Here is an 11,872-nt window from a genome sequence, read left to right as displayed (position 1 = left end):
GTCTCGTTATGAAGAATATCGCGGTTAAACAAAAAGTATTGAAACAGGCATCGCTGCCAGATCAGTTAAATGCGCAGTTGAACGAACTCTACGACGTGTATGAATACCACGATATGGCCGCCGAAGAATTTGACCGGTTGGCCGCCGAGTTTCGTGTCGTACTCACTAACGGCGAAGCCGTGGTTAGTCGCGAATTTATGGCGCGGCTACCTAACCTTGAACTCATCAGCGACTTTGGGGTGGGCTATGACGGTATTGATGTTGCCGCAGCAAAAGAGCGTGAGATAGCAGTGACCCATACTCCCGGCGTATTGACGGATGACGTTGCCGACCTGGCTATGGGGTTGATGCTGGCAACGTCACGTCAGATCCCCGGAGCACAACGCTTTATCGAACAGGGGGCATGGCTGAAGGGCAGTTACCCGTGGACCCGTAAAGTTTCAGGGGCGCGGTTAGGCATTATTGGCATGGGGCGCATTGGGCGTACTATCGCAAAACGTGCTGCTGCATTTGATATGTCGATCGCCTATACGGATCGCGCCGCACTTGCCGACATGGATTACACCTTCCATGCAACATTGCTCTCGCTGGCGGAGGCGAGTGATTTTCTGGTGGTCTGTACCAACGGCGGAGCAGAAACCCGCAGTCTCGTTAACCGCGAGGTGCTGAATGCCCTGGGTGCAGAAGGCATTTTGATCAATATTTCTCGTGGGTCGGTAGTCGATGAGCGAGCGCTGATTGAAGCCATCGAAGAGGGGACACTCGGGGGGGCTGGTCTGGACGTTTTCACCGACGAACCGCAAGTCCCGCAGGCGTTGTTACACCGGGAAAATGTGGTTATCACTCCACATATGGCCAGTGCTACCTGGGCTACGCGCAAAGAGATGTCGCGCCTGGTGCTGGAAAATGTAAACGCCTATTTTGCTGGTGAGCCGTTGGTGACACCTATTCCGCAGTAACCTAGTGAAAACGTATTCAGCAATTAAATCAAAGCGTGGCGTTAAGCCGCGCTTATTTATAGAAAAACCCTTCCCAAGAAGGCAACGTTGGACTATTGGCAGATTCCAGTCCGAAGTGCCACGCTAAGCCGCCATGCTTAATCCTGTAAACACCAACTAGGGTTGTCTGAACCCAAGGCACTTACCTAGTCTGTTGTTAAGGGAGCCCTAGACTTCTTGTGACAGGGTTCTAAGCTCTGTCCCCTTAGAATAACCTCGCCCTCAAGTTACACTTCATGAATTTAAGCCTCACCGCGGATTGATTATTTGTTTCTGCTTGCCGTGGTCGCATTCAATCACGTTATTAAGGTGTTTCACTGGGTGGTGATGCACATTCGGTGGGAATTAGTCTTCTCGTTTTTTATCTTCATCCTATAAACGCTAAAAGCCCTAACCTGCCTAGTTAAGGATTTAAAGGGACAGCATACTCGGAATTTGACATTAATATATTTAGTGGCTGATTACGGGTTTTAGTACTACTTTAAATGAACAAGTTTTTACAGATAATTTATGGTCAGGAAATCGAGGGTAAATAGCGATCCAGCTTACTAATCATCAAGACTTAAATTAGACAATTGGCGCCATTACCAAGGTGCTTAACTATGCTGAAAGAGAGTCGAAAGTCGAAGCATCGTAGTGCGACTTAGGCTCTGGCGGTCAGCGGTTATATTCATACTTAAAGTTAAAGTTGCTATCTAATAATTAAGGAGATGTGAAATGAAGTTTAATAAAATATTGAATTGTATGTTATCAACATTATTAGTAACCTCATTATCAAGTGTTGCATGTTCGAGTTTAGCAATTACAGATAAACAGAATAATATATACCATGGTAGAACACTGGAGCTTACAGCAGATCTTCCTTCATGGATAACCTACTACCCTAAGAATACCCATTTTCAAAAGAAAGCCCCAAACGGGAAGAATGGTATTAGTTATGATGCAAAATATGAAATTCTAGCTATTAGCACAGAAATATATTTTGACGGTGATAACCATAATATTTTCCAGGGGCTAAACAGCGGTGGATTATCATTTAGCGCCAATATGGTACCGGAGGCAAACTTAAGCACTCCGGATGAAAAATATTACGATAAAGTTATTCCGGTTACCGCCATAGGTGAATGGGCATTAGCCAGCTTCTCCACGGTGGAAGAAGTTAAAAAAGCAGTAGAAAGCGGTTATTTTTGGTCACCTGTATTGAAAAACTTTGGCGATTTAAAATCACCACTCCACTACGCTTTCTATGATAAAAAAGGCGGTAGCATCGTTGTTGAGGTGCTAGATGGAAAACTTCATGTGTATGATAACCCAACCCGCGTGATGACTAATGGGCCTGACTTCCCATGGCATCTGAAAAACCTGAATAACTATAGCCAACTGACCAATGTGGATAGGTCATCCGCTAAACTTGGAAATATCCTGGTAACGCAACCAGATAGCGGTATCGCAACCTCTGATCTCCCTTCTTCTGATACCTCCGTTGGACGTTTTGTACGGGCAGTATACTACTCATCCTATGCCCCTAAAGGCGACTCTCCAGCCGAGGCAATGAATACCTTAGCGCATGTGATGAATCGTTTTGATCGGACTAAAAATATTACCGTCGATGTAATGGGTGAGAGTCAATCGGTCAATACAAAACCTGAATCAGAATATACCGTCTGGACTAGTATGTCTGACTTGAGTAACGGAGTGATGTTAGTCCGAGGCTATAATGACATTAATTATTCTAAATACACACTTGCTCAGTTTAAAGATGCCAGCAAGCCAGTATTTGAACCAATAAATACCATTAAAAAATAAATTTATAGAGTCAGTGAACAAAGCAGAAAATTTACTGACTCTTTTTCATATAAATAATAGGGGTTTGTCGCATTAAGGAGATCATGAAACAGTGTGGGGCAGTTGCCATAACAGGGGGGACTGAAGCATTAAAATAGTCAATATTGTCTCACCACAATGTTTATCTTTACCGCCTCATGACGAAAACGCACACGATTAAACTGCTTAGGGGAAGGATTCGTACATAGACAGTAAGACCCCTAGGATTAGCCACTCATTTGATGGTATCTCAATACCAAACCAAATAATGCCATGATAAAAATCAGCTCTGGAGAACCTAATTAAGATGTGGTGAGACGATAAACAGCTAAATTATCTTTGTTTTTATTGGGTTTTTAAATGATTTGAATCTGAGTGAGAAGCGGTGCGAAGAAGTTATGGTGTCCCCGACTGGAATCGAACCAGTAACTAGCCCTTAGGAGGGGCTTGTTATATCCGTTTAACTACGGGGACTTGTTTATCAACAGATTTACTGCCGATGAAGTGTGCTGCTGGGGCATTATACGCATTTTGACCCAGATAATAAGCAGTTAGCTATCTGTTTGGTTACTCTGTCACCAATTGGTGATGAATAAGTCATATTCATGGGCAAAAAACATCAGCCCATAGCAGCAATTGGTGGGCAGCTATTTGTGTGATGGGGGCAAGTTACTGTCCACTTTGTCACTTTTTTTCGGTTGGTGGGCCAGATCACTGCGAATTTGCGCATGGCTTATTAACGCAAAAATAAAAGTACCGCCGATAATATTGCCGGCGAGTGTCGGGATGGCAAATGGGTAAATAAATTGCTGCCAGGGTAATGAGCCGTTAAACACTAAATAGAATATTTCTACTGAGCCGACCACGATATGAGTTAGGTCACATAGCGCGACTAAATAGGTCATTAGAAATATTACCCAAATCTTGGCACCACCTGCGGAAGGCATCATCCAAACCATAGTGGCGATTATCCATCCGGAAAATATGCCATTAGCAAACATCTCTCCCGAAGAATTATCCATCACACTCTGTGCAATGCTGATAAATGCCGCTCGTGTTGCAGCGTCAAATACCGGCATATGGATAAAGGAATAAGCAGCTATACCAGTCCCTATCAGATTGCCCAATAATACTAATCCCCATAGGCGAAATAGCAGAATGAAATTTTGGCGGCTGGGCTTTTGCATTATCGGCAGAACGGGTGTTACGGTATTTTCAGTAAAGAGTTGTTGGCGAGCCATAATGACAATAATAAAACCGAAAGTATAACCGATGTTTTCCAGCAGAAAACTGGCCGGTGTATCCGGTAATTTTGCATGAAAAATACCCTTACCAATCAGTGATGCCCCGATAGAAAGGCCTGCCGCAATTGCCGACCACAACAGCGCAAAGCTGTCGCGTTCTAACTCTTTTTTACCCTCTATACGGATAATTTCATGAATGGCTGCGGCCTTGGAGGGAAAGTTTTTTTCATTGATAGCAATTTCTTGCTTCTCTTGTTGCTCGCCGCTTGCCGCTTTTAATTTATCGCTCATAAGGGGGTTCCCTGTTGATAGAAAAATAAAGGAAGAGTAACTAAGCATAGTGGCTAATTATTGTTCGCGATTTTTTGGTGATGATCACTGGATGCGCCATAGAGTAAAAAGAGTCGTAAAACCGGAGTCAAATTTCAGTCTTGTTGGTTTTTTCTACAGAAGTTTGATCTTAACCCGAATATTACCTCTATAAGGGTAGGGATAGCGTTAGGCCCATGCTACGTAAGGATTAAGCCTTATGTTATCATTCGGTTTTCCTGAACTGATAATCCTACGATGGAAGATAATCCTGCATGCTGGAAGCGAAAAATTTAACCTGCATCCGAGATGAACGAAGCTTATTTCACCAGTTAAGTTTCTGTGTGTCTGCGGGGGAGATTGTGCAGATCGAGGGGCAAAACGGCGCAGGTAAAACCAGTTTATTGCGCATTCTAGCCGGTCTTGCTGATGCTGATATTGGACAGGTGAATTGGTTGGGGGAGAATATCCGCCGTGACCGCGCTCGTTATCATCAGGATTTACTCTTTTTAGGCCATCAGCCGGGTATTAAATCTGTACTGACTCCTTTTGAGAATTTGGCATTTTATCAGTCGGTATTTCAACATCTTGATAGTGCCGCAATCTGGCAAGCATTGTCCCAGGTTGATTTGGTGGGATATGAAGATTTGCCCGTATCTCAGTTGTCAGCCGGTCAACAACGGCGGGTGGCACTGGCCCGTTTGTGGTTGAGCCGGGCACCATTATGGATCCTGGATGAACCCCTGACGGCTATTGATAAACAGGGCGTCAGCACTCTGTTGGCGCTGTTTGCAGCCCATGCGGCCAAAGGCGGCATGGTGTTACTCACCACCCATCAGGATTTGGATGGTGTCGGTCAGCAGGTACGAAAAATCCGTTTAACCAACACGCGGGAGAATTAATGTTTATTAGCGTGTTGCGCCGTGAATTAAAAATAGCCTTCAGAAAAGGCGGAGAAATCGTTAACCCACTGTGGTTTTTTCTGATTGTTATTACCTTGTTTCCATTGGGTATTGGCCCAGAACCGCAATTATTGGCGCGCATTGCTCCGGGGATAGTCTGGGTTGCCGCATTACTCGCCTCATTATTATCGTTAGAGCGCCTATTCCGAGATGATTTCTACGATGGCTCTCTTGAGCAGTTGCTGCTGTTGCCCTCGCCGCTAGCCCTCACGGTGTTAGGCAAAGTGTGTGCTCACTGGGTTGTTACCGGGCTGCCGTTACTTGTTTTATCGCCGTTGGTGGCTTTGCTACTTTCTCTTGATACCCATACCGCTATTGCGATGGCACTGACATTGCTCTTGGGAACGCCGACTTTAAGCTTTATCGGGGCGATTGGTGTGGCATTGACGGTGGGGTTGCGTAAAGGCGGGGTGCTGCTGAGTTTATTGGTGCTGCCGCTGTATATTCCGGTATTGATTTTTGCCACTGCGGCCATTGATGCTGCGTCAATGGCGCTGCCGATTGATGGTTATCTGGCTATCTTGGGCGCTATGTTGGCAGGCAGTGCAACACTGACGCCTTTTGCCACGGCAGCGGCATTGAGAGTGAGTGTGCACTAGCTAATGATATCAAGTGAGAAACAGGTTGTTGGTAACCCAGATGTACATAACAAGAAACTAGTAGTTTAAAAAGTACAAATTTTCAGCAGCTTAAGCGCGGTAGCCAACGAAAGTCACAGCAGATTGCGCGCCGTATCCTGCACCGGTATTTCCCACGTGGCGATGCCAGTCCAATTTCAATGTGAGCAATGAACAATGTGGAAATGGTTTCATCAATTGGCTAAACCCGAACGGCTCTATCAGTTATGTGGCCGATTTATTCCGTGGCTGGGCATTGGGGCAATTATTTGTCTTATCGTCGGCTGGGGGTGGGGATTTGGTTTTGCCCCGGCGGATTATCAGCAAGGTAATAGTTTCCGTATCATGTATTTGCATGTGCCAGCAGCAATCTGGTCGATGGGCATTTATATGTCGATGGCGATTGCGGCGTTTGTCGGTTTGGTTTGGCAAATGAAAATGTCTGATAACGTCGTGGCGGCGATGGCCCCAGTGGGCGCGGTGTTCACCTTCATTGCATTAGTCACAGGTTCTGCCTGGGGTAAACCCATGTGGGGAACTTGGTGGATTTGGGATGCGCGGTTGACCTCTGAGTTAGTGCTGCTATTCCTCTATCTGGGGGTTATTGCCCTGTATAACGCCTTCGACGATCGCAAACTGGCCGGACGTGCTGCCGGTATTTTGGTCTTGGTCGGTGTTGTTAATATTCCCATTATTCATTTCTCCGTGGTGTGGTGGAATACCTTGCATCAAGGTTCGACCAACATGCAGCAAAGTATTGATCCGAGTATGCGATCCCCATTGCGCTGGGCGATTTTTGGCTATCTCTTCTTCTTTATTACTCTGACATTAATGCGCCTGCGCAATCTGATTTTACAGCAAGAGCGCCATCGCCCTTGGGTGGCGGTTTTATTGCGTAAGGAGCCCCGTGTATGAATCCGGCGTTTAACTCTTGGGCGGCATTTTTTGCGATGGGCGGATATGGTTTTTATATCTGGCTGGCGGTCGCCGCAACCTTATTATCTCTGCTGGGTCTGTGGTTGCAGACGCGGTGGCAGCACCAACAATTACTAGCGGATATTCAACGCCGTGAGGCACGAGAGAAGCGCATTCAGCAGGCAAATAAGTCCCAGTTAGCTCGAGCGAAAAATGCCGCCCACCCGCAGGAGAAACAACCGTGAATCCACGTAGAAAAAGCCGGCTCTATCTGGCCATAGTGGTGTTGATTGGCATCGGACTGACCTCCACTCTGGTGCTGTATGCGTTGCGCTCCAATATTGATTTGTTTTATACCCCAGGTGAAATTTTGCAGGGCAAAGGTGAGCGCCATGAAAAACCGGAAATCGGCCAGCGACTGCGCATTGGCGGCATGGTCATGCCGGGCTCGGTGAAACGAGACGATAAAACTTTAGAGATGAGTTTCCAGGTTTACGATGCGCGCGGCGCTGTCACTGTGACCTATACCGGTATCCTGCCAGACTTGTTCCGCGAGGGGCAGGGGGTGGTGGCGCAAGGGGTATTTGCTTCAGGTAATGTTATTAATGCGAAAGAAGTATTGGCAAAACATGATGAGAAATACACACCACCGGAAGTCCAGGAAGCGATGAAAGAAAATCATACCCGGCCAGCAGAGTCCTACAGCAATGCAAATAGCGGGGGCAATGCCTCATGATGCCGGAAATCGGTAGTTTCTTATTATGTCTGGCGCTGGGTATCTCATTATTGCTGAGTTTGTATCCGCAATGGGGGGCCGCGCGTCAAGATACCCGCATGATGGCAACAGGTCGGCCATTGACCTACGGTATGTTTGCCACTATCGCGCTGTCATTTATATGCCTTATATCTGCATTTGTGACGAATGATTTTACCGTCTCTTATGTGGCGGCAAACTCGAATTCGCATTTGCCGGTGTATTACCGGATTGCCGCGAGTTGGGGGGCGCACGAAGGGTCGCTGCTGCTATGGGTTTTATTGCTCAGTGGTTGGTCACTGGCGGTCGCCCTGTTTAGCCGTTCGATGCCAGACGATGCGGTCGCCCGCGTGTTATCGGTGTTGGGGATGATTACTGGCGGCTTCCTGCTGTTTATTATTCTGACCTCGAATCCATTTAATCGCACCTTGCCGGACTTCCCTATTGATGGCAATGATTTGAACCCACTGCTGCAAGATGTTGGGCTGATTTTCCATCCCCCTTTACTGTATATGGGTTATGTTGGCTTCTCGGTGGCTTTTGCTTTTGCCATTGCCTCTTTAATGGCCGGTCGGCTCGACAGTGCTTGGGCGCGTTGGTCGCGGCCGTGGACACAAGCCGCATGGGTATTTTTGACCTTGGGAATAGTGCTCGGTTCGGCATGGGCTTACTATGAACTCGGCTGGGGCGGTTGGTGGTTCTGGGATCCGGTGGAAAATGCCTCCTTTATGCCTTGGTTGGCAGGAACGGCACTGATTCATTCACTGGCAGTAACTGAAAAACGCGGCACATTCAAAGCCTGGACAGTTTTGCTGGCTATCACCGCCTTTTCTTTATGTTTGATGGGCACCTTCCTGGTGCGCTCCGGGGTGTTGGTTTCGGTGCATTCCTTTGCCTCTGATCCCGCGCGCGGCATGTTTATTTTGGCTTATCTGGTGGTGGTCATCGGCGGCTCCTTGCTGCTGTATGCGGTGAAAGGCGCACAGGTGCGCAGCCGTACTCAGCATGAGGTGTTCTCGCGCGAAACCTTCTTGCTCGGCAATAATGTATTGCTGATTGCGGCCATGCTGGTGGTGTTATTGGGCACCTTGTTGCCCTTGGTACACAAGCAATTGGGGCTGGGCAGCATTTCTATTGGCGAACCTTTCTTTAATACAATGTTTACCTGGCTAATGGCACCGATGGCATTGTTAATGGGCATCGGGCCGCTGGTGCGTTGGCGTCGTGATGAGCCAAGTAAGCTGTGGAAACGTTTGGCTGTGGCGCTGGTCGCCACTTTGCTGTTGTCGATAATCGTGCCCTGGTTGCTGCAAGACAGCATCGCCGGTATGACCGTGGTCGGGCTGATGATGTCCATCTGGGTGATTATCCTGACATTAATGGAATTGCACGAGCGCGCGACTCATCGCTATGGTTTCTGGCAGGGGCTGCGGCACCTGTCCCGCAGCCATTGGGGCATGGTGCTGGGGCATCTTGGCGTGGCGGTCACTGTGATTGGTATTGCTTTTAGCCAGAATTACAGTGTGGAACGCGATGTGCGCATGAAGGCCGGTGATAGCATTGATATCCACGATTATCACTTCGTATTCCGCGATGTTCATGATGTTAAAGGGCCAAATTATACCGGCGGTGTCGGCATTATTGATGTCACCCGCAATGGCAAACCGGAAGCCACCTTACATGCAGAAAAACGTTATTACGCAGTTGCCCGCTCAATGATGACCGAAGCCGCCATTGATGGTGGTCTGACCCGTGACCTTTATGCGGCCTTGGGCGAAGAATTGGATGATGGCTCTTGGGCGGTGCGTTTGTATTACAAACCTTTCGTCCGCTGGATCTGGTATGGCGGTGTGTTTATGGCCATTGGCGGTATTTTCTGTATGTTTGACCCGCGTTACCGGATGAGTAAAAAGCTAAAACGCGGCGCGGCCAGAGAGACTGAATAATGAAATCTCAATCTTCATTTAATAAGCTGATGTTTATTCCGCTGGTGCTGTTTTTGTTGCTGGTTATCGCCTTTTTAGTGCAACTGACCCGCAATGCTAATGGCGATGACCCCACCATGCTGGAGTCCGCCTTGATTGGCAAACCCGTGCCAGCCTTTACACTGGAATCCCTTGAGCAACCGGGGAAAATCTTTGATCAAGCAGTTTTACATGATGGTCAGCCGATGCTGCTCAATGTGTGGGCAACCTGGTGCCCAACGTGTCGGGCTGAACATCAATATCTGAATACGTTGGCGGCGCAGGGCATCCGGGTGGTGGGGCTGAATTACAAAGATGACCGCACCAAAGCGGTACAGTGGCTCAATTCCCTGGGCAATCCTTATGCCCTGAGTTTGTATGACGGCGATGGCATGCTGGGGCTGGATTTAGGGGTTTATGGCGCGCCGGAAACCTTCTTGATTGATGGTCAGGGTATTATTCGTTACCGCCATGCGGGTGATCTTAATGATCGTGTTTGGCAGCAAGAAATTCTGCCGCTGTATAAGAAGTATCAAGGGGGCGCATGAGATTATTCAGCTTGGTACTTGGCATGATGTTGAGCTGGGGCGTGTTCGCCTCTATTGATACCTATACCTTTAATTCGGTGGAACAAGAGCAGCAGTATCGTGAGTTAACCGAGCAACTGCGCTGCCCTAAATGTCAAAATAATAGCATCGCGGACTCCAATGCCATTATTGCCGCCGATATGCGCGGCAAAGTCTATGAACTGCAACAGCAGGGCAAATCCAAACAACAAATTATTGATTATATGGTGGCCCGCTATGGCAACTTTGTCACTTATGAGCCGCCGGTCACTGCGGCAACACTGATTTTGTGGGTCGGGCCGGCATTATTTGTTGTGGTTGGCGGGGTAATCGTGGTGTTACGCGCTCGGCGGCGAGTGGTAAAAGACGCGCCACTGTCGGCGCAGGAACAACAACGATTACACCACTTACTGGCCCCGGAGGAGCAAACCAAGCAGGTTGACACCTCGGCTAGCCAACAAAAAAAGACTAACAGGAAACAACCATAATGGCTTTTTGGCTGATAGTGATTCTGTTGCTGGGGGGCGCGGGTGCCTTGTTGGTCATTCCGGCGATGCGAAAAGAGACGAATTCAACGGCCACCACCCGGGATGCGCTGAATAAAGCCATCTATCAAGACCGGTTATCTGAACTGGCTGAAGATGAAGCGCAGGGCGTGGTGGAACAACAACCTGAATTGATTCAGGAACTGCAACAAAATCTGCTGACAGATATCCCGCAGCACTCGTCTACTGCGGCCAGCCCAATCAACCGCTGGGTGCTGTTACCGGGGGGGGTGGTTTTAGTGGTGGTAGCGGTGGGGCTATATCTGAAAACCGGTGGTTTGTCCCAAGTGCAGGCGTGGAATCAGGTTGAAGCACAAATGCCACAATTGCGCGCCCGTGTTGCCAATGAGCGGGCTGAGCCTTTATCTATGGAGGAAGTTGCCCGTTTGGGATTGGGGCTGCGTACTTCTTTGCAGCATGATGCCGGTAATATTAATGACTGGATGATGTTAGGCCGCATCGGTATGGCACTGAATAATGCCACCACCGCGACGCAAGCTTTTGCTAAGGCTTACCAACTGGCACCAGACAACAACGAGGTCAGACTGGGATATGCCGAAGTGCTGACTCGCTCTAATGATCCGCAAGATAATCAGCTGGCAACACAGATGCTGCGCACTATGGTTGGGCAGGATCACACCAACTTGCGTGCCATGAGTTTATTAGCTTTTAATGCTTTTGAGCAGGGCGATTTTAAACAAGCGATTGGCGCGTGGGAAGTTATGCTAAAATTGCTGCCAGCGGGTGATTCTCGGACAGAAGTAATAAAACGCAGTATTGCGCAGGCGAAATCACAGGCAGGGCAGGAAACAACTACACTAGGAATAGAGGTTTCATTATCTCCTGACGCTGCAAAGAAGTTACCCCAACAGGGAATGCTGATTATCTCGGTCACTGATGGGGAAAACCCAATACCTGTTGCTGTAAAACAGCTGGCGTTGAGCCGGTTCCCGCTCTCAGTAACACTGAATGACAGTGATGCCATGATGCCGGAGCGCTTGCTTTCTTCTTTGTCTCGGGTGAAAGTGCGTGCGCGTATTTCACTTGATGGCACAGCCAATGCGCAGCCGGATGACTGGTTTGGTGAAAGTGGCGTACAAGACTTTGATGGGAAAGGGCAGCCTCAAACAATTAATATTCAGATAAACCAGCAGATCCCTTAAATATAAGGGGC

Annotated in this window: 12 protein-coding genes and 1 tRNA gene; 11 read left to right on the top strand and 2 right to left on the bottom strand. The window is 48.1% G+C overall.

Going from position 1 to position 11,872, the window contains the following annotated elements:
* The first annotated feature begins 8 nt into the window (after nt 1-8).
* Nucleotides 9-959 (top strand): 2-hydroxyacid dehydrogenase, encoded by a 951-nt coding sequence (locus YROHD0001_RS05260; protein ID WP_004715628.1) that lies wholly within the window; start codon nt 9-11, stop codon nt 957-959.
* Between the two features lie 756 nt (nt 960-1,715).
* The gene (locus YROHD0001_RS05265; protein WP_004715627.1) at nt 1,716-2,804 is read left to right on the top strand and encodes a linear amide C-N hydrolase; all 1,089 of its coding nucleotides are present in this window, start codon (nt 1,716-1,718) and stop codon (nt 2,802-2,804) included.
* A gap of 417 nt (nt 2,805-3,221) precedes the next feature.
* Here YROHD0001_RS05265 and YROHD0001_RS05270 read toward each other — a convergent pair.
* Nucleotides 3,222-3,296, bottom strand: a tRNA-Arg gene (locus YROHD0001_RS05270).
* A 173-nt stretch (nt 3,297-3,469) separates the two neighbouring features.
* The gene (locus tag YROHD0001_RS05275; RefSeq protein WP_004715626.1) at nt 3,470-4,357 is read right to left on the bottom strand and encodes a formate/nitrite transporter family protein; all 888 of its coding nucleotides are present in this window, start codon (nt 4,355-4,357) and stop codon (nt 3,470-3,472) included.
* A 293-nt stretch (nt 4,358-4,650) separates the two neighbouring features.
* Here YROHD0001_RS05275 and ccmA point away from each other — a divergent pair, with 293 nt between their 5' ends.
* The 9 genes from ccmA (at nt 4,651) to ccmI (ending at nt 11,861) form a co-directional block, all read left to right on the top strand.
* Complete coding sequence (gene ccmA / locus YROHD0001_RS0118310; RefSeq protein ID WP_032817392.1) at nt 4,651-5,277, top strand: cytochrome c biogenesis heme-transporting ATPase CcmA; 627 nt, start codon at nt 4,651-4,653, stop codon at nt 5,275-5,277.
* Nucleotides 5,277-5,936 carry a heme exporter protein CcmB gene (ccmB, locus tag YROHD0001_RS05280; RefSeq protein ID WP_004715625.1) on the top strand — a complete coding sequence of 220 codons (660 nt, stop codon included), beginning with the start codon at nt 5,277-5,279 and terminating at the stop codon, nt 5,934-5,936. Before ccmA ends, ccmB begins: the two co-directional genes overlap by 1 nt.
* Nucleotides 5,937-6,131: 195 nt before the next feature.
* A complete protein-coding gene (locus YROHD0001_RS05285) occupies nt 6,132-6,869 on the top strand; it encodes a heme ABC transporter permease (RefSeq protein ID WP_004715624.1) in 738 nt (245 codons plus the stop codon).
* Nucleotides 6,866-7,114: a heme exporter protein CcmD gene (ccmD, locus tag YROHD0001_RS05290; protein ID WP_032817390.1), complete on the top strand. Its 249-nt coding sequence runs from the start codon at nt 6,866-6,868 to the stop codon at nt 7,112-7,114. The genes YROHD0001_RS05285 and ccmD overlap by 4 nt, the downstream gene beginning before the upstream one ends.
* Nucleotides 7,111-7,605 (top strand): cytochrome c maturation protein CcmE, encoded by a 495-nt coding sequence (gene ccmE, locus YROHD0001_RS0118305; RefSeq protein ID WP_032817389.1) that lies wholly within the window; start codon nt 7,111-7,113, stop codon nt 7,603-7,605. The genes ccmD and ccmE overlap by 4 nt, the downstream gene beginning before the upstream one ends.
* Nucleotides 7,602-9,569: a heme lyase CcmF/NrfE family subunit gene (locus YROHD0001_RS05295; protein WP_032817388.1), complete on the top strand. Its 1,968-nt coding sequence runs from the start codon at nt 7,602-7,604 to the stop codon at nt 9,567-9,569. Before ccmE ends, YROHD0001_RS05295 begins: the two co-directional genes overlap by 4 nt.
* Nucleotides 9,569-10,135 (top strand): DsbE family thiol:disulfide interchange protein, encoded by a 567-nt coding sequence (locus tag YROHD0001_RS0118300; RefSeq protein ID WP_032817386.1) that lies wholly within the window; start codon nt 9,569-9,571, stop codon nt 10,133-10,135. The genes YROHD0001_RS05295 and YROHD0001_RS0118300 overlap by 1 nt, the downstream gene beginning before the upstream one ends.
* Nucleotides 10,132-10,641 (top strand): cytochrome c-type biogenesis protein, encoded by a 510-nt coding sequence (locus tag YROHD0001_RS0118295; protein WP_032817385.1) that lies wholly within the window; start codon nt 10,132-10,134, stop codon nt 10,639-10,641. The genes YROHD0001_RS0118300 and YROHD0001_RS0118295 overlap by 4 nt, the downstream gene beginning before the upstream one ends.
* The gene (ccmI, locus tag YROHD0001_RS05300) at nt 10,641-11,861 is read left to right on the top strand and encodes a c-type cytochrome biogenesis protein CcmI (RefSeq protein WP_004715621.1); all 1,221 of its coding nucleotides are present in this window, start codon (nt 10,641-10,643) and stop codon (nt 11,859-11,861) included. The genes YROHD0001_RS0118295 and ccmI overlap by 1 nt, the downstream gene beginning before the upstream one ends.
* The last annotated feature ends 11 nt before the right edge of the window (nt 11,862-11,872 follow it).

It is taken from the genome of Yersinia rohdei ATCC 43380 (assembly GCF_000173775.1).
Lineage (GTDB): Bacteria > Pseudomonadota > Gammaproteobacteria > Enterobacterales > Enterobacteriaceae > Yersinia > Yersinia rohdei.
The sequence above is the reverse complement of the archived record's forward strand: the minus strand, read 5'-3'. Positions and strand labels throughout refer to the sequence as shown.

Bases quoted from the DNA above. Each gene is read 5' to 3' on its own strand.
- YROHD0001_RS05260 (WP_004715628.1), top strand. From the start codon at position 9: ATGAAGAATATCGCGGTTAAACAAAAAGTATTGAAACAGGCATCGCTG.
- YROHD0001_RS05265 (WP_004715627.1), top strand. From the start codon at position 1,716: ATGAAGTTTAATAAAATATTGAATTGTATGTTATCAACATTATTAGTA.
- YROHD0001_RS05275 (WP_004715626.1), bottom strand. From the start codon at position 4,357: ATGAGCGATAAATTAAAAGCGGCAAGCGGCGAGCAACAAGAGAAGCAA.
- ccmA (WP_032817392.1), top strand. From the start codon at position 4,651: ATGCTGGAAGCGAAAAATTTAACCTGCATCCGAGATGAACGAAGCTTA.
- ccmB (WP_004715625.1), top strand. From the start codon at position 5,277: ATGTTTATTAGCGTGTTGCGCCGTGAATTAAAAATAGCCTTCAGAAAA.
- YROHD0001_RS05285 (WP_004715624.1), top strand. From the start codon at position 6,132: ATGTGGAAATGGTTTCATCAATTGGCTAAACCCGAACGGCTCTATCAG.
- ccmD (WP_032817390.1), top strand. From the start codon at position 6,866: ATGAATCCGGCGTTTAACTCTTGGGCGGCATTTTTTGCGATGGGCGGA.
- YROHD0001_RS05295 (WP_032817388.1), top strand. From the start codon at position 7,602: ATGATGCCGGAAATCGGTAGTTTCTTATTATGTCTGGCGCTGGGTATC.
- YROHD0001_RS0118300 (WP_032817386.1), top strand. From the start codon at position 9,569: ATGAAATCTCAATCTTCATTTAATAAGCTGATGTTTATTCCGCTGGTG.
- YROHD0001_RS0118295 (WP_032817385.1), top strand. From the start codon at position 10,132: ATGAGATTATTCAGCTTGGTACTTGGCATGATGTTGAGCTGGGGCGTG.
- ccmI (WP_004715621.1), top strand. From the start codon at position 10,641: ATGGCTTTTTGGCTGATAGTGATTCTGTTGCTGGGGGGCGCGGGTGCC.